A 16,181-nucleotide genomic window follows, 5' to 3' on the forward strand; every position below is an offset into this window, starting at 1 on the left:
AATGTCTGCAGTAAAAAATGTAATTAAAGACAACTACAACATGATGCTTCTAAAAGATTACCTAAGAGAGCAAATTAAAGAGGCAGGATTTTCACATGCAGAAATATCAAAGACACCAACAGGTACACGAGTTTCTTTACATGTTACAAGACCAGGGATAGTAATCGGTAGAAAAGGAGTTGGTATTAGGGAACTTACAGAAAAATTAGCATCAGACTTTGAATTAAAGAATCCACAAATATCTGTAGTCGAAATTGACAAACCAGAGTTATCACCAAGTGTGATGTGCAACAGAATGGCAGCTCATCTAGAAAGAGGAACTGCATTTAGAAGGGCCACCATGTGGACATTACAACAGATAATGAATAATGGAGCAATGGGAGTTCAAATTACAATTTCAGGTAAACTAAGAGGAGACCGTTCAGCATTTGAAAAACACACTGCCGGAATATTACCACGTGCAGGTCATCATGCAGATGTCATAGTAGCAGAAGATATTGCACATGTAAAAACAGCCATGGGATTGATAGGAATTAGAATAAGAATTGCTAGAAAAGAGAAATTCGTACCAGAATTTGAATTAAAGACATCCAAAGCAAAGAAGCACCAAGTCAAAGACGAGTTAACTGGAAAGATGAGAGACGAGACTGCTGCTGAAAAGAAGGCCAGAACAGAATCAGAACAGATTGCAATGGAAGAAGAAAAGATCAAAGAGATGGAATTGTTAGATGAAGAGGAGGAGAAACTCAAGTAATGGCCAGAATTAAAATGAAGACAGTTAGAGAACTAAATGAAAAAGATCTGAAAGACAGACTTCAACAATCACGCTCTGAGTTGTTAAAACTATACACCGATGCATCAAAGGGAACATTACGTAAAGAGAGTGGAAAATTAAAACCACTTAGAAGAGACATTGCAAGAATTCTTACACGACTAAATGAGATGAAGAAACAATGAGTAAACAGGAATTATTAGCAGTATCAGAAATGATTGGACTACACACCAAAATTGTAGAATCAACAAATGAAGAAATCATAACCAAGAATGGAATCATTATCGATGAGACAAAATCAATGTTCACATTAAAGACAGAAGCAGGGGATAAGAAATTTCCTAAAGAAAATTCCAAATGGGAATTTGATTTTAAAAATGAAAAAATCATACTCGATGGAAATCAAATTGCAAAAAAACCACAGGATCGATGGAGGATAAAGATTTGACTAGAAATATAGGATTACCAGTAAAGACACCTGAAAAAGAGCCAGAAGCAGGGGATAAGAAAAATCCATTTAATGGAACATTGGCAATTCGTGGAAAATTATTTGAAGGAACCGTTGTAAAAGCAAATGCAAAAAACACAGTCGTAATTGAAAAAGAATCACCAATTTACTTCAGTAAATTCAAAAGATATGCACGAGGCAAAAGCAGCATACATGCACATGTGCCCTCAAACTTGGATGTAAAACAAGGAGACAAAGTGCTGGCAGCAGAATGCAGACCACTGTCAAAGTCAGTAGCATTTGTTGTTGTGGAGGTTAAAGAGTAATGTCGCAGGGCAGAAGTAGAGGCAAAGCAAAAGGAGTAGCAGAATTTAGACCATATGTTACACGAGCATTGCCAGTTGGGGCTCAAATTATCTGTGCAGACAACAGCGGAGCTAAAATTTTAGAGATAGTCATGGTACAAAAAACTAAAACTCGTGTTTCAAGATTACCTGCTGCAGCAGTCGGAGATTTTGTTAACGTAGTAGTAAAGAAAGGACCTGCAGAACTCAGAAAACAAATCTATGGAGCAGTTATCATCAGACAAAAGTATCCAATTAGAAGACTAAACGGAGTAAGAGTAGCCTTTGAAGATAATGCAGCGGCATTAATGACACCTGAAGGCGAAATGAAAGGAACTGACATTAAAGGACCAGTAGCAGCTGAAGCCTCTGAAAAATGGCCAAGGTTAGCTAATTTGGCATCAATGGTGGTATAAAATGAAACCAACTAAAATGAGAAATAACCAGATTTATCGCGCATCATTAACTACAAGAAGTAGTCAATTAGGATCAACATTATCAAAAGAATTAAGAAAAAAATATGGAAAACGTAGTGTCAGAATAATTGAAGGAGATGCTGTCAAAGTAATTCGTGGAGAATACAAAGATGTAGATGGTAAAGTTGCAAGTGTTTCAGTTGAACAAAACAGTGTCGCAATTGAAGGAATTAAAAAAGAGAAAGGACAAGGGGATAAATTTGATGTTTTAATTCACACATCAAATATCATGATCACATCATTAAACACATCAGATAGTTGGAGAATGTCCAAACTAGAAGGTAAAAAACCACAAAATGTGAAAAAGGAAATGCCAAAGGAAGTTAAGGAAGAAGCAAAAAAACCAGAACCAAAGAAAGAAGCACCAAAAGAAAAGAAAATAGATACCGAAAAGAAACCAACAAAGAAAGAATCAAAACCAGCTAAAAAAAAGGAGAAAAGTGAATAATCATGGTAAGCATAGCAGGCAGTAAAAAACTAAAACGACAAATGGCGCCTCTTTTCTGGGGAATTACAAGAAAAGACAAGAGATTTGTAGTAACTGTAAAACCTGGCCCACACTCTAAAGAAGCATCTATTCCATCAGCTGTGTTTTTGAGGGACACATTAAAGATGACTTCTAGCTTAAGAGAATCAAAATCTGCAATTTACGGAGGAAAAGTTACAGTAGACGGAGTCAAAAGAAAATCACTTCATCATGGAATTGGGTTAATGGACGTAGTCGAATTAGAAAATGTTTCAGATATTTATCGCCTAGTACCAATAGATGGTACAGTACTCAAGCCTATCAAGATAAACGAATCAGAAAAGACAAAAAAACTTTGCAGAGTAATTAGTAAAACTACCATTAGAGGTGGAAGGACCCAATTAGGATTCCATGACGGACGTTCTATGATTTCAGATGAAAAAGTAAATGTTGGAGATACCTGTTTGATGCAAGTTCCAGAACAAAAAATACTTGAGATAATTAAATTAGAAAAAGGATGTCAGGCAATCGTTACAAGAGGTGCAAACACAGGTCAGACTGGAACTATAGAAGAGATTAAAGAGGGAACTTTTATTCTTCCAAAAATGGCATCAATGAAACTTGGCAAAAGACAAATCGAAATTCCAACAGACATTATCATGGCAGTAGGGAAAGACAAACCAGTCTTACAAATTCGGTGATAAAATATGTCTCAAACTGAAAACATAATGAAGAAAATTTCACTTGATAAAGTGGTATTAAACATGGGGGTAGGTAAATCAGGAGATGCAATTGACGTTGCAAAGAAAGCACTTGATCAAATCTCCGGTAAGAAATCATGTGCAAGAGATGCAAAAGAAACACAAAGAGATTTCGGAGTTAGAAAAGGGGAACCAATAGGGGTTGCAGTTACAATTAGAGGTAAAGATGCAGAGGAATTACTAAAAAGACTATTACAAGCAAAAGGAAATCAAATCAAAGGAAGATCCTTTGATGACTTTGGGAATTTTTCTTTTGGAATTCTAGAACACATAGATATTCCTGGAATCAAATATGATCCAAATATTGGAATTTTAGGATTAGATGTTGCAGTAAATCTCACAAGACCAGGTTATAATATTAGAAAAAGAAGCAAACACAAGGCAAGTGTTGGAAAAACACATAGAATATCAGAGGATGAGGCAAAAGAGTTTATGGAAAATGAATTTGGAGCTGTTATAGTATAATGAAAGATAGATCATATGAACACACAGGAAGAAAAAAGCATGAATTTGGAAGAGGTTCTAAATGGTGTAAAAGATGTGGTGACTATACTGCGGTGATTCAAAAATATGATCTTATGATATGCAGACGATGTTTTAGAGAAGTTGCAAATTCTCTGGGATTTAAGAAACTTAGGTGATATTATGCCAGCAACTAATATTCTTGCAAACTTGTTTGTCACAATATACAATACTGAAGCTAGAAGGAAGAATGAATGTCTAGTGTATCCAACATCAAAATTAGGAATTAATGTACTAAAGGTGCTACAGAAAGACGGATACATTGGGGAGTTTGAGCATATTGATGATAAAAGAGGAGGCAAGTTCAAAATTTCACTATTAGCAAAGATAACAAAATGTGGTGCAATTTCACCAAGATTCAAAGTCAAAAAAGACGAATATGCAGCATGGGAACAACAATATCTCCCATCATATGATAGAGGAATGCTATTGGTAACTACAAATCAAGGAGTTATGTCACATCATGAGGCGGCAAGTAAAGATTTAGGAGGATTTTTGATAGGATATGTCTACTAAACAATTAGAAAAATTTGCAACAAGTGTTAAAGTTCCTGAAGGAGTAAAAGTATCTCTAGATAAACATATGTTACTTGTACAAGGACCTTTGGGTAAAACATACAAAAACTTCAAAAAAATTCCTGTTGATATCAAAGTGGAAGGAAGTAACGTTTCCTTAAAAGCACTCGATACAAGAAAAAAAGACTATGCAATTCTAAACACATCTCGTTCAATTATCAAAAGACTTTGCGAAGGAGTAGTTTCTGGATATACAATCAAGATGAAAGTTGTGTTTGCACACTTTCCAATCACAGTTAAAACAAAAGACGATAAAGTTTTGATTGAAAACTTTCAAGGTGAAAGATCTGCAAGAGTTTGTCAAATCATTGGCAAAACAAAAGTAAATCCAAAAGGTGAAGACGTAATTATCACCGGACATGTACTAACAGAAGTAACCCAAACGGCTGCAAATATTGAACAAGCAACAAAGGTAAAAGGAAAAGATCACAGAGTATTTCTTGATGGTATCTATATCTTTGAGAAAACTTCTGGCATCGAAAAGTAAAATTTTTCATGACTCTAGATTCTGAGTTTGAAAAGCAGACCAATTTTCTAATAGAACAAACATTAGAACTTTACAAAAACGCAGGAGCTTCACCAAGAATTAGTCAAATATGGGATGTTGAAAGGACAGGAGATTTTTTGTGTGGTTTTTTTGTTGGAGAGATGGTGGGTTCTGCATTAAGTGCATTTCAGATTTTTCACAAACGTGAACCATCAAAAGAAGAGCACATGGAGATTGTAGATCTTGTTGAAAAACATGCCAAAGAAATTAAGGAATTCTTTGCAAAATTCAACTAATTTCGTCTCTTAGTGTCTAAAAATGAAGTTCGTAAGGATTAAATCGCTTTTATCAAGGAACAAATCTATGCCGCCCTAGCTCAGCGTGGTAGAGCATCCGACTGTTAATCGGATGGTCGACAGTTCAAGTCTGTCGGGCGGCGCCTAATATTTCTAAACTCGAATTTAGAAACAATTTCATTTCAAAGCTTGAATGATTTTTCAGAGGCATAATAGTGATCGAACAACACCAAATTGTTTACTCAATTAGACTGTATGGATCTAATAATTGATCGCACATAAGGAATAATGCAGGAGATTTACATTGGCCAGAACTAGAAGGGCCAACAGATATTGTGTGGATTGTGGAGCAAGACTAGTCTATTACCCACGATTATCCAATCCAAAGGCACCAAATGAACACAGGGTTTTGGTTTATGCATGTCCAGACTGTACCCAAGATTTCGAAAAACCAAAGATGTTTTCAATCAGACGAAATCAAGTAGATGATCCATTAGAGACAGTAGAGATTGAGATTACACAAGAACAAAAAAAGGTTGCAATAAAGCCAAAAAGTTCATAGACGTCCAGAATTTTGTAATGATAATGTATCCAGAAAAGCCAAGAAGTAATTGGTGGTATATGTTACCAATTTTTCTAGGCCTAATTGGTGGAGTAATTGCTTACTTTGTCATTAGAAAAGATGATCCAAGAAAAGCAAAAAATTGTTTGTTCATAGGAATAGGATTTGCAATTATAGGAATTATTCTCAACATCTTGTTTGCATTTGAGCTCAGTCAGCTTGATAATGGTTTTGGCATTAATGTGTAATCACGCTAAATTAAGAATGTTTCTAAACTCGAATTTAGAAATAGTGAAAATTATCATTTAGAATACATCTTCAATAATATGTAGGACAAACAAATGACAGGCATGCCGATAAGAAATAATGTTGAAAGATGGTTGATTCATGAGAGTTATTCCTTTAATGATACAAAGAGTGATGATGATATTTTCAAAATGACAATAAAACATGTCGGGGGTTTTGGTAATCCAGTTGAAATTTTTGAGCCAAAGTCACAACCAAATGTACTAGTTATTGGCGCAAAAGTTGCACTAAAAAACAACCAAAATGCCAGATTTTTAAAACTAAATGATGATGAAAAGAAAAATTTTGAGAAAAAAGTAGAGGATTACTGCTATTCTTTGCAGGCAGTACATAGATTCATTGATGAAGACGGAAAGAAGAAAGTAGGAGTCTATGTAGTATTGGACAAAGAAGAGCAGTTTAATCAGAACTCATTCTTTGAGGCACTACAAAGAGTAGTTGAGATGAGTGAAAAAATGACACAATTTTTGGTGAAGACTTTTTAGAAAATGGATAACTTATCAGTTCTTCGTGGACCTTATATTCAAAAATCCATACAGAAATTCATGAAATCAAAAAGAATCAATTCAAAAGAAAAAACCATGGTGATTTCTGTTGGGCAGATCACAAAGGCAAGTATGGGGCTAGTAAGCAAAGTCCTAAAAACTGCAGATAATGTAAAACGCTCAAAAATTACCATAAAATTAGAAAAAGAGTAGATTTCTAGAATTCCATATTCTAAAAATCAACCAAAATTTTGTAATTTTCAAATTTTTTCATTTTATGCCTAGATGTTAAACCCCCGTGGTATTTCCATCAATTTGTGACTGAGGTCATTTTTTCAAAATATGCCATTTTTGTGGGGGGTTTAACCATCCTTCCCAAATACAGCAAGCAACCCCAAAACCACCTAGATTACCCAGTAAAAGATGTCCAACTATTTTATCCTAGGAACAAAAGCTAAACCCCCTATTTTGATGCTAAATTACCATCTATATACAAGAAATTCAACGAATCTTTTATGGTAAGAGTTGGCTTGGTGGTATTTTTTGTTGCAATTTTGGCATCAGTAGGCATTGCAATCTATGTTTTTACCATGTTTAACACCAACTTTGTCTACGCAAATGAGGGGGAAAAGGTCCAGATTGGGCCAATTGTTTATGTTGTACAGTATGAAGGGCAGTTTGAAGGAGATAAAGAAACCAAACCTGAGCACAGTTTCTTTAAAATTCGAATAAATGCACAAAATCTTGGGAACGAACCAAGTAAGATTACAGGAGGACAGTTCTACATCATCGATGAAAATAACCAAAAAACACAACCAGTTTATGGTAAATTTTCAAAAGAAGATTTGCTAACGTATGAATTACAACCTCAAGAAACACAGACCTGGACTACGCAATTTGATATTCCTTTTGATGATACAAAACAATACAAAATAGGAATTAGAGCAACAAAAGACCAAAACTCGATGGATATTGGAATTATTTGTATGTTAAATTGTTAAAAATTTACAATAATTTCTGATCGGTAATAAAAAAAATGTCAAAAAAATACATTAGTTGAGCAAATTAAAGTGACTTGTACTACATAAGGCGTAAGAAATTCCGAAATTATTAATGGCAACATCAAAAGCCAAAAGAAGTGCAGCTGCAAAGAAAGCAGCTCGCACCAGAAAGCGCAATGCAAAACTAAAAGCAGAAGCTGCAAAGAAAGCAGCAGCAAAAAGAAAACGTAGTGCAGCTGCAAAGAAAGCAGCAGCATCAAGAAAACGTACTACTCGAAGAGCAGCTCCAAAGAGACGAACAGCTAGAAGAGCAGCTCCAAAGAGACGCACCGCAGCAAGAAAGGGCGGAGCTAAACGTCGTACAGCAAAGAGACGACGATAAAAGCTTACACCCTTTATTCCCTTTTTTAGAAAAAGAATTTCTAAATCACAATGACAGTTATTATTCCACCAAGTATCAAGTAAAAAAACCAAGGAATCTATTTTTGTTTTCCTGAGGAAGATACACACCAGAATCATTTGATGGACGTATGATTCTATTACGTATTGTTAAGATTTACAGTTATTGATATTGAATGTTTCTAAATTCGAGTTTAGAAACATTACTAATTTTACTCTGGATTCATTTTTAATTCAGGCAAAACAAAAATACGCTCAGGTTTAATTTTAAGAATAATTCTTTTCTCATCTGGACGTTTGAAAGGATAATGTTCCATGTTAAGATATTTTTTTGTAAGTTTATCTGCATGGTTGTAATCATAGTCAGGAATTATTTTTACAACAGTACCACGAATTGTAGTCATATCAAGAGGATTAGCATTTGACACAGCAGAAATTGCAACTCGAGGATCACGAAGTACATTTTTGTGCTTTATTCTTCCCTCTGCAGTGTTAACTAGAATGTGTTCATTTTCATAATTTGCCCACACAGGAGAAAGTTGAGGAGCGCCATCTTTCATCAAAGTTGCAATGTAGACTAAATTTTTGTCATTGAGTAATGAAATTGCTTTGGAATTCATTTTAGTTTACACGCCAAATCGTATCTAATAATTCAATTTTTTCAATAATTTCTAATGCCTTTTGATTATCGCGTTCTTGTAAAGCCACAGAGAAATCATAACCCAATTTGATGGCTTCTGGGGACAGATCCTTGATCGACTCTAGTTCTTTTCCTTCAAGTTTTATTCGCTCACCTATTGCACACATCTTCCAGTCATCTGACATCTCTTGATGCGTCTGTTCTAGTTGTTTTTGTATGCGTATTCTCCACTCTGAGAGCTCCATCTTTTGGAGAAGATTCTCTGTTTTTTGCGTATAGAATACCCTGACCACAGTAGGATATTCTTCCCGCTTTTTTTAGGTCTTTCCAACCTGCTAGTTTTTCTTAGTTTTCTTTGTTTGACCAAAGGTATTTTCCATTACCTTAGTCATAGCACGATTCATTATCTCCAGTAACACATACTGAGAGTATGCAGGATCTAATTTTTGCTTCTTAGTTTTCGGAGCGGCCTTTGGGGCTAGGGTCTTGAATATGTCTTCTAATTTTTTGGAGGTGTTCTTGATCACTGAAGAATATTTGGCGTCAAAATCTTCGGGGGCATTATACCCAAGCAGTTTCGTTGATGTTCCATAGTATTTGGTTATTGCTCCTCTACTTTCTTGAATTTTAACAATCTCAATCAATCCAGCTTCTTTTAGAATATCCAAATGGTGTCGAATTGTTGTCAAGGCCTTTTTGTACCCAGATTTTTTTAGCTCGTTTGTAATCTGTTCTGCCGAATATGATTTTCGGTACAAGATTTCCAGGACTTTTGCTCGTGCAGGGTCTTCTATTGCACGTGCCTGATCAACACTTGTTGTGACAATTCTATTGATTTCGATTTGTTTCTCTAGCAGAGTTGACATCCTACTGACTTGTTTACAAGTTAGCTAAAAGTTAATCATATCATATTTTTTTGTCTAATAGCATCAATTTTTTTTCGTTACTATTATTCTAAGAGCATAATGAATAATTTCGTAATTAAAACGAAGTTTATTCTAGCACTACTAATAATTTGATAGTATAACAATAATTATTGTAACAAAACAAAAAAGTTAAAAAAATTAAAAAATTTGATGCAATGCCAACAATATCTGGGCCAATATGCCAAATAGGGCAATATGGGCAAATCCAGAAAATATGAAATTCGAGTTATAGAGCGTGGCCAGTAAGTCGTTGATATGCAGTCACATATCTTTGGGTCATTCTTTGAATGATATCAGAAGGAATGGATGGAGGAGTTGGTTCAATTCCTTGTTCCCGTTGAGTGTCAAATTGTTTTTGATATCCATTTGCAGTCAGCCAATCACGTAGTAATTGTTTGTCATATGCCTCTTGGATTTTTCCAACCTGATAATCATCCTTTAACCATAATCGGTATTCATCAGGACCAATAGAATCACCCAAAGTTATTTCCCCATCTAATTTTCCAAACTCCAGTTTAAGATCAGCTAAAATAAAACCGGCATCATCAGCAATTTCAGACATCTTTTTGTAGATTTTAATTGAATTGGAAGAAAGCCAATCATATTCGTCATTACTTACAAGATTCATCTCAATGGCAGATTGTTTTGTTATTGGAATGTCATGTTCAGACTTTGTAGTAGGATCAAAAATTGGTTCAGTAAGTTTAGCTGCAAGTTCTGTTTGAGTGTTTTTAGGTAAAATCACAGTGTCAGATTTCCAGCGATTCACTAAACTTCCATAAAAATAACCACGCACGACACATTCAATTGGCAACATTTTCATTTTTTTTACAATTATTTCAGTATCAGAACTACGTTTAACAAAATGATTCTTTACAGGTAGTTTTTCAAACCAAAATTCTGCAAACTTGCAAAGTACTTCTCCTTTCTTTGGAATCTCTTCTTTGAATTTTACATCATATGCAGAAACCCTATTACTAAATTTGAATAAAATTTCGGTCTCAGAAAACTCGTAGATGTCTTTTACTTTTCCTGAAGTAAGAAATTTCAAGCAAATAAAATTGAAAATAAGGAGATTTAACTGCTCCCAAACTAAGAACCCATCATTCCCACCATTTTTGGTGGTGTTCGATACGCCTTATTTACAAAAATATCATTGTCAGCAGTTACGATCACATACTTCATTTCATTATCGGGTGGAGGAGAAACGATAACCTTCTTTCCGGCACTTAGAGTTCCCAACTCTAACACATCACCGCCGCCAAAATTTACTTTGATGTTAGTGAGTGTTTTGTGCCCAGTGTTTTGTATTGTAACTCGCCCCATGACAAACAGATTTTGTTCATCAAGCAATGGATCTACATAGATATCATAATCTTGAGTGGCAATAGCTATTTTTGAAATATCCATGGCAATTACAATGGCAATTATACCAATTGAACCAATGCCGATAGCTAACAATAGCTTGTATCGATCCACATTTACAAAATGCCTATCTAATAATTAAAAATTCATCAAGAAATTACTTCAACGCCATTCCAAAATGCAATTCTGCCTTTAATTTTTTTAGCAGCATCATTTGGGTCTGCATAGTACCATGCACAGTCTTTGTTGGTTTTTCCATTAATTGTTACAGAATAGTAATTTGCCATTCCTTTCCAGCCACATCTTGTAGTCATGTCACTTGGAATGAAATACTCCTGCTTGATGGATTCTGCAGGAAAGTAGTGATTTCCTTCAACTACTACAGTATCATCGCTTTCTGCTATGACAGTATCATTCCAGATTGCTTTCATGATACAGATAAAAAATATCCATATTTAAAAAATTTTTTTATCAATAATTGATTTGTTTAATCCTAACTTGACTGCCTTTTGATTCAAGATAATGCCCTACAAAATTTTTAACTTGTTCACCAATTCGAAATCCTAAAGCACCTTCCATCATCCCAGATGTTTCTATGACAGATAGTAATTCAGAAGATAATTGCAAATTAAAAAATGTCCAACCAGCCATGTTTGAAGGAGGAAAGATTTCAAAACCGTTTTTTACATTACAAGTTGTTTCTAGCTCTTGCATTGCTTTTCTAACAAGTTCTAACTCTTTATCATAGTTTCTTGTACTTAGTTGGAATAATGGATTCAAACTAGAGGATTATTTTCCGCCTTGTTCAGGAATGACAGAAAGAGTTGTAGTAGACAATACATTTTCGATTCTGCGAATTTGTTTTGTTATAACATCTTCAATCTCTTTTGAAGAGTTGGCCTGAATCTTTACAAAGATATCATAAACTCCAAATGTTCCTTGGGCTTCTTTTACAGCATCAATACGTAAAATTGCATTCATGACCTCCATCTCATGAGCCATTGAACTTTTTACTAGAACATATGCTGTCTCCATTTTATTCGCCTTTCATCTCAATTCTAGTTTTAAATTCTGGTTGTATACCTAGTGAGTCATAATTACCAGTTGAACAAGTAAAACACATTGAATCCTTTTCAATACCTACTGCTTCTGCAAGGTTTTCTGCGTCATTGTATCCAAGAAAGTCGGCACCAATATCAGAACGAACTTTTTCAATGATTTTTTCTTCAGAAACATTTTCTCCTTCAACAAATGTTGCAAGCTCATCTCTGGAGGGAAAATCAATTCCTGCATAACATGGGAAGCGAATTGGAGGATACGTAATTACCATGCTTATTTTTTTAGCTCCTGCACGTCTTAGTGCTTTGATAATGGCTTTTGAGCTAGTGCCACGAACTAAACTATCATCAACTACAACAACGTGTTTTCCCTCAATAATTTCACGAATTGGAATAATCCAACGATTAATTTCTATTCTGTCGCTTTGGTGAGGTTCAATGAAACTTCGTAGTGGACCTTTTTTGCTGTAACGATCTTTTAAGAGTCCTTCATCAAAAGGCACTCCCAATTCTTGTGCAAAGCCCAATGCAGCAGGTCTTGCAGAATCTGGAACTGGGATGACCAGGTCTGCATCTTTTATAGGGAATTTTTTTGCAAGGAATTTACCAATTCTTTTTCTTGCAACATAGATGTTTGCACCTTCCATGTTACTTGATGGATGTGCAAAATATGTAAATTCAAAAGAACAGTGTGCTCTTTTGTTATCATTAGAAAACATTTCATTTTCAATACCATCTTTGCTAAGCTTGATTAATTCACCAGGCTTAACATCACGCTCAAGTCTTGCACCAATTGCAGATAGTGCTGAAGATTCAGATGCAACGATGTATGTATTGCTGTCTTCTTTATGGCCTAATACCATTGGCCGGAATCCCTTTGGATCTCTTGCTGCATAAACTGAATGATCATCTGAAAGAAAAGTAAAACAATACGAGCCAATCATTTCATTTTTTAATATCGATAAGGCAGGTCCAATCTTTCCTTTTTCTGAGATTAAAGAGACCAGACGCTGTGCAGCAACAAGTGTGTCACTTGCATTTTGAGGAGTAAAAGAACAACCTCCAACCATGTTTGATAATTCTTGAACATTTGCGATGGTTCCATTATGGGCAACACAGAGATCCTTTACCTTAAGAGGTTGGGCATTATCCAGGTTGCTTCTTCCAATTGTAGAGTAGCGTACATGACCAATCACACATGGGGATGAATATTCTTCTGCAATTTTTTTAAAGTCAGATGAGGAGTTTGATACCAATCCTAATTTTTTGAGGGGTGTTTTGTTTGGAATTGCAATACCCCATGCTTCTTGTCCTCTATGTTGTAATGCCCGTAGTGCATCAATTGCCATCGGGATTACATTTACGCCTTCTAAACTGAAGATTCCAATTACTCCACAGTTTTCCTTTACTTTAGGCATGCAAAATCATCTCCCTCAATGAATTCATCCAAGTTTTTTGTGCCTTATCAACTCTTAGGTCGATAACGCTCTTATTTTTTTCAAAGACCATCTGATCGCCCTTGAATTTACCGATAATTCCAAATGGAATCTTTGATGTTCGGAGTAGATTTTCAATCTCTTTTAGATTTTTTTGGTCTAAGACAAGTAGATACCTAGAGTGTGACTCTGAGAAAAGAATTCTATCATCAGTCATTTTTTCAGAGGGCACTTCGTTTATTGACACATTACATCCGATGTCATTCCAGATACATAGTTCAGAGATCGCAATTGCCAATCCACCCTTAGAACAGTCATGAGCCTGCTTGACTAGATTTTTCTTAATTGCATCTAGGACAAACTGCATATTTTGTTTTGAGGAATGGAAATCAACTGCCGGACATTTTCCTCCAATAAAGTTGTGAATGTATTCATAATACTCAGAACCACCCAACTCGTTTTTTGTATTTCCGATAATTATCAAAACGTCATTTTCAGAAATCTTTTCTTGTTGAGGATTTTTTTTCTCAATTAACCCAAGAACACCAATTAATGGAGTTGGTTTGATTGGTCCTTTTGGAGTCTCATTGTAAAAGCTAACCTTTCCGCCAACGCAAGGTATTTTGAATTCTTTGGCATAGTCTGTCAAGCCTTTAAGTGATTCTAAAAATGTCCAAAAGATTTCTGGATCTTCAGGATTGCCAAATTGCAAGTGATCAACCATCCCTATCGGAGTTGCCCCAGTGCAGACAACGTTTCTGCATGCTTCCTCAAAGCATCCAATGGCACCCTCTCTTGGGTCAAGGTAACAATGTTTTGGATTACCATCAATTTTTGCGGAAAGAAACTTTTCATTATCTAGTCTGAGAACAGATGCGTCACGACCAGGTTTAGTCACAGTTCGTATTCCTACTTCATGATCATACTGACCATAAACCCAATGTCTTGACGCAATGTTTGGGCATCCAATTAACTTTAGCAATACTGAAGAAAGGTTAGAAGGAGTTTTGATCTTCTCATCGCTTTTTATTTTTTCAAGATAACGTGGCTTTTTTGAAGGTCTATCTAATAAGGGTGCATTTGCCACAATTTCAGTAGGTAAATTTGCAAATGTCTTTTTTCCTTTTTTTACATGCATCATTTTATTTGATTTTACAACACCAATCATTGAGCACTTGATGGAAAACTTTTTGCAAATGTCTTGTAGTTTTTTTAATTTTGATTTGGATGTTATTATTAGCATTCTTTCTTGAGATTCCGAAGTCATTATTTCATTTGGATGCATTCCAGGCTCTCGTGTGTGTATGGTATTTACATCTAATTCAATTCCAATTGAAAGTGTATCGGCTGTTTCAGAAATTGCACACGATAATCCACCGCCACCAAGATCTTTCATGGCATGAATTAGTTTTGCATCACGTGCTTCTAAGATTGCTTCAATGATTAATTTTTCAATAAAAGGATCAGGAATTTGAACTGCAGAACGATCTTCAGTTTCTAATGAATCAGATGCAAATTGAGAACCACCTATTCCATCACGACCAGTAGAACCACCAAGCAGTACAACTACATCACCAACGTTTGCATGATTTTTGATTAATCGTTCTTTTTTTCCAAATCCAATTGCTGCAACATCGACAAGGGCGTAATTTTCATAACAGTCATCAAATTCAACTTCCCCTCCAATAGTTGGAATTCCCAAGCAATTTCCATAATCTGCTATTCCAGATACTGCGTTTTTGAAAAGCCATCTAGCCTGCTGATCTTTTTGGATGTTTCCAAATCGTAATCCATCAAAAATTGCTATCGGTCTTGTTCCTGCAGAGAGAATATCACGTATTACTCCACCAACGCCAGTTGCTGCACCACCATATGGTTCAACTGCAGAAGGATGATTATGACTCTCAATGTGAACTGTCACCACATATCCATCACCCACATCTAAAACCCCAGAATCATATCCTTTCTCAGAGATTACAAGAGGTCCTGTCATCGGAAGCATTTTGAGATGTTTCTTTGAGGATTTGTACGAACAATGCTCAGACCATTCAGCTGCAACTATTTGAATTTCAGTGGGAGTTGGATTTCTTTTGATTTTGGATTTCAAATGAGCTAATTCTTGCTCTTCTAGGCTCAATTTTTAACACCAATTTTCTGGATTAGAGATTCAAAGATCAATGAGGAGGGCTTGTGATCAATTGGATTAATTTCAGGCTCTGTTGCCCGCTCAGGATGAGGCATCATTCCAACAACATTTCCATCTTCATTGCAAACTCCGGCAATCTTATCAAGGGAGCCATTAACGGTCTCCTCATATCTAAATACAATTTGATTTTTTTTCTTTAATTGTTTTAATGTCGATTCATCAACATAATATCGGCCCTCCCCATTTGCAATGGGAATTGGAATCTTTTGATGTAGTTTTAGCTTGTTTGTAAATGGCGTAGAGTTATTCTCAACAATAAGATTTGTCCATTGACACATAAAATTTAGTGAAGTATTTTTCAAGAGAACACCAGGTAGTAATCCAGATTCAACTAGAACTTGAAATCCATTACAAACACCCAAAACAGGAGTTCCCTTTTCAGCCATCTTTTTTACATCTTTGATGACTGGACTATGGGCTGCAATTACTCCCGCACGTAATCTATCGCCATATGAGAATCCACCAGGTAGAACTATAGCATCAAGATCTTTTGGTAATCCTTTTTCATGCCAGAAATACTGTGCCTTTAGATTGAAGACATCAGTTAAGACATGAAACATGTCTCGATCACAATTACTTCCAGGGAAGACTATGACTCCGACCTTCACATATTGGAGTAGATTCTTTGGTTATTTAATCTCAATCCAGA

29 protein-coding genes and 1 tRNA gene are annotated in these 16,181 nt (G+C 35.4%); 19 read left to right on the top strand and 11 right to left on the bottom strand.

Going from position 1 to position 16,181, the window contains the following annotated elements:
- Position 1: 1 nt before the first annotated feature.
- The 19 genes from C6988_RS06295 (at position 2) to C6988_RS06385 (ending at position 7,884) form a co-directional block, all read left to right on the top strand.
- Complete coding sequence (locus tag C6988_RS06295; RefSeq protein ID WP_182134213.1) at positions 2-754, top strand: 30S ribosomal protein S3; 753 nt, start codon at positions 2-4, stop codon at positions 752-754.
- Positions 754-957 (top strand): 50S ribosomal protein L29, encoded by a 204-nt coding sequence (rpmC, locus tag C6988_RS06300; RefSeq protein ID WP_182134214.1) that lies wholly within the window; start codon positions 754-756, stop codon positions 955-957. Before C6988_RS06295 ends, rpmC begins: the two co-directional genes overlap by 1 nt.
- Complete coding sequence (locus C6988_RS06305) at positions 954-1,220, top strand: ribonuclease P protein subunit (RefSeq protein ID WP_182134215.1); 267 nt, start codon at positions 954-956, stop codon at positions 1,218-1,220. Before rpmC ends, C6988_RS06305 begins: the two co-directional genes overlap by 4 nt.
- Positions 1,217-1,546, top strand: coding sequence for a 30S ribosomal protein S17 (locus C6988_RS06310; RefSeq protein ID WP_182134216.1), 330 nt, complete (start codon positions 1,217-1,219; stop codon positions 1,544-1,546). Before C6988_RS06305 ends, C6988_RS06310 begins: the two co-directional genes overlap by 4 nt.
- Positions 1,546-1,980 (top strand): 50S ribosomal protein L14, encoded by a 435-nt coding sequence (locus tag C6988_RS06315; RefSeq protein ID WP_182134217.1) that lies wholly within the window; start codon positions 1,546-1,548, stop codon positions 1,978-1,980. The genes C6988_RS06310 and C6988_RS06315 overlap by 1 nt, the downstream gene beginning before the upstream one ends.
- 1 nt (position 1,981) lies before the next feature.
- Positions 1,982-2,488 carry a 50S ribosomal protein L24 gene (gene rplX, locus C6988_RS06320; protein WP_182134218.1) on the top strand — a complete coding sequence of 169 codons (507 nt, stop codon included), beginning with the start codon at positions 1,982-1,984 and terminating at the stop codon, positions 2,486-2,488.
- A gap of 2 nt (positions 2,489-2,490) precedes the next feature.
- Positions 2,491-3,207, top strand: coding sequence for a 30S ribosomal protein S4e (locus tag C6988_RS06325; protein ID WP_182134219.1), 717 nt, complete (start codon positions 2,491-2,493; stop codon positions 3,205-3,207).
- 6 nt (positions 3,208-3,213) lie between these two features.
- The gene (locus C6988_RS06330; RefSeq protein WP_182134220.1) at positions 3,214-3,732 is read left to right on the top strand and encodes a 50S ribosomal protein L5; all 519 of its coding nucleotides are present in this window, start codon (positions 3,214-3,216) and stop codon (positions 3,730-3,732) included.
- Positions 3,729-3,908, top strand: a complete 180-nt coding sequence (locus C6988_RS06335) for a 30S ribosomal protein S14 (RefSeq protein WP_182134628.1) — start codon at positions 3,729-3,731, stop codon at positions 3,906-3,908. The genes C6988_RS06330 and C6988_RS06335 overlap by 4 nt, the downstream gene beginning before the upstream one ends.
- A 4-nt stretch (positions 3,909-3,912) precedes the next feature.
- On the top strand, positions 3,913-4,305 hold the full coding sequence (locus C6988_RS06340) for a 30S ribosomal protein S8 (protein WP_182134221.1): 393 nt from the start codon (positions 3,913-3,915) through the stop codon (positions 4,303-4,305).
- The gene (locus C6988_RS06345) at positions 4,295-4,852 is read left to right on the top strand and encodes a 50S ribosomal protein L6 (protein WP_182134222.1); all 558 of its coding nucleotides are present in this window, start codon (positions 4,295-4,297) and stop codon (positions 4,850-4,852) included. The genes C6988_RS06340 and C6988_RS06345 overlap by 11 nt, the downstream gene beginning before the upstream one ends.
- 8 nt (positions 4,853-4,860) lie before the next feature.
- Complete coding sequence (locus tag C6988_RS06350; protein ID WP_182134223.1) at positions 4,861-5,148, top strand: hypothetical protein; 288 nt, start codon at positions 4,861-4,863, stop codon at positions 5,146-5,148.
- A 69-nt stretch (positions 5,149-5,217) separates the two neighbouring features.
- Positions 5,218-5,291 (top strand) — tRNA-Asn (locus C6988_RS06355).
- Positions 5,292-5,452: 161 nt separating this feature from the next.
- On the top strand, positions 5,453-5,710 hold the full coding sequence (locus tag C6988_RS06360; protein WP_182134224.1) for a hypothetical protein: 258 nt from the start codon (positions 5,453-5,455) through the stop codon (positions 5,708-5,710).
- A gap of 23 nt (positions 5,711-5,733) precedes the next feature.
- Positions 5,734-5,958: a hypothetical protein gene (locus tag C6988_RS06365; RefSeq protein ID WP_182134225.1), complete on the top strand. Its 225-nt coding sequence runs from the start codon at positions 5,734-5,736 to the stop codon at positions 5,956-5,958.
- A gap of 102 nt (positions 5,959-6,060) precedes the next feature.
- Positions 6,061-6,501 carry a DUF2299 family protein gene (locus C6988_RS06370; protein ID WP_342752374.1) on the top strand — a complete coding sequence of 147 codons (441 nt, stop codon included), beginning with the start codon at positions 6,061-6,063 and terminating at the stop codon, positions 6,499-6,501.
- 60 nt (positions 6,502-6,561) lie between these two features.
- Complete coding sequence (locus C6988_RS06375) at positions 6,562-6,714, top strand: hypothetical protein (protein WP_182134227.1); 153 nt, start codon at positions 6,562-6,564, stop codon at positions 6,712-6,714.
- Between the two features lie 302 nt (positions 6,715-7,016).
- Positions 7,017-7,502, top strand: a complete 486-nt coding sequence (locus C6988_RS06380) for a DUF4352 domain-containing protein (protein ID WP_182134228.1) — start codon at positions 7,017-7,019, stop codon at positions 7,500-7,502.
- Positions 7,503-7,614: 112 nt separating this feature from the next.
- Entirely contained in the window at positions 7,615-7,884 is a 270-nt protein-coding gene (locus C6988_RS06385; RefSeq protein WP_182134229.1) for a hypothetical protein, read from the top strand.
- A 229-nt stretch (positions 7,885-8,113) separates the two neighbouring features.
- On the opposite strand, the gene C6988_RS06390 is transcribed toward C6988_RS06385, so the two are convergent.
- From C6988_RS06390 to purQ, 11 genes are all read right to left on the bottom strand, one after another.
- The gene (locus C6988_RS06390; protein WP_182134230.1) at positions 8,114-8,521 is read right to left on the bottom strand and encodes a PPOX class F420-dependent oxidoreductase; all 408 of its coding nucleotides are present in this window, start codon (positions 8,519-8,521) and stop codon (positions 8,114-8,116) included.
- A 1-nt stretch (position 8,522) separates the two neighbouring features.
- Positions 8,523-8,834 (bottom strand): hypothetical protein, encoded by a 312-nt coding sequence (locus C6988_RS06395; RefSeq protein WP_182134231.1) that lies wholly within the window; start codon positions 8,832-8,834, stop codon positions 8,523-8,525.
- A 42-nt stretch (positions 8,835-8,876) separates the two neighbouring features.
- Positions 8,877-9,407, bottom strand: coding sequence for an ArsR/SmtB family transcription factor (locus C6988_RS06400; RefSeq protein WP_182134232.1), 531 nt, complete (start codon positions 9,405-9,407; stop codon positions 8,877-8,879).
- A 286-nt stretch (positions 9,408-9,693) separates the two neighbouring features.
- Positions 9,694-10,518: a phosphoribosylaminoimidazolesuccinocarboxamide synthase gene (gene purC / locus C6988_RS06405; RefSeq protein WP_182134233.1), complete on the bottom strand. Its 825-nt coding sequence runs from the start codon at positions 10,516-10,518 to the stop codon at positions 9,694-9,696.
- 41 nt (positions 10,519-10,559) lie between these two features.
- Complete coding sequence (locus tag C6988_RS06410) at positions 10,560-10,946, bottom strand: hypothetical protein (protein WP_182134234.1); 387 nt, start codon at positions 10,944-10,946, stop codon at positions 10,560-10,562.
- A 35-nt stretch (positions 10,947-10,981) separates the two neighbouring features.
- Entirely contained in the window at positions 10,982-11,263 is a 282-nt protein-coding gene (locus C6988_RS06415; protein WP_182134235.1) for a DUF427 domain-containing protein, read from the bottom strand.
- A 40-nt stretch (positions 11,264-11,303) separates the two neighbouring features.
- Complete coding sequence (locus C6988_RS06420; RefSeq protein WP_182134236.1) at positions 11,304-11,612, bottom strand: hypothetical protein; 309 nt, start codon at positions 11,610-11,612, stop codon at positions 11,304-11,306.
- A gap of 9 nt (positions 11,613-11,621) precedes the next feature.
- Positions 11,622-11,867, bottom strand: coding sequence for an Lrp/AsnC ligand binding domain-containing protein (locus C6988_RS06425; RefSeq protein WP_182134237.1), 246 nt, complete (start codon positions 11,865-11,867; stop codon positions 11,622-11,624).
- Position 11,868: 1 nt separating this feature from the next.
- A complete protein-coding gene (gene purF, locus C6988_RS06430) occupies positions 11,869-13,308 on the bottom strand; it encodes an amidophosphoribosyltransferase (RefSeq protein WP_182134238.1) in 1,440 nt (479 codons plus the stop codon).
- Entirely contained in the window at positions 13,301-15,463 is a 2,163-nt protein-coding gene (gene purL / locus C6988_RS06435; RefSeq protein WP_182134239.1) for a phosphoribosylformylglycinamidine synthase subunit PurL, read from the bottom strand. Before purL ends, purF begins: the two co-directional genes overlap by 8 nt.
- Positions 15,460-16,140: a phosphoribosylformylglycinamidine synthase subunit PurQ gene (gene purQ, locus C6988_RS06440; protein WP_182134240.1), complete on the bottom strand. Its 681-nt coding sequence runs from the start codon at positions 16,138-16,140 to the stop codon at positions 15,460-15,462. The genes purL and purQ overlap by 4 nt, the downstream gene beginning before the upstream one ends.
- Positions 16,141-16,181: the final 41 nt, after the last annotated feature.

This window comes from Nitrosopumilus sp. b1 (genome assembly GCF_014078545.1).
Taxonomy (GTDB): Archaea; Thermoproteota; Nitrososphaeria; order Nitrososphaerales; family Nitrosopumilaceae; genus PXYB01.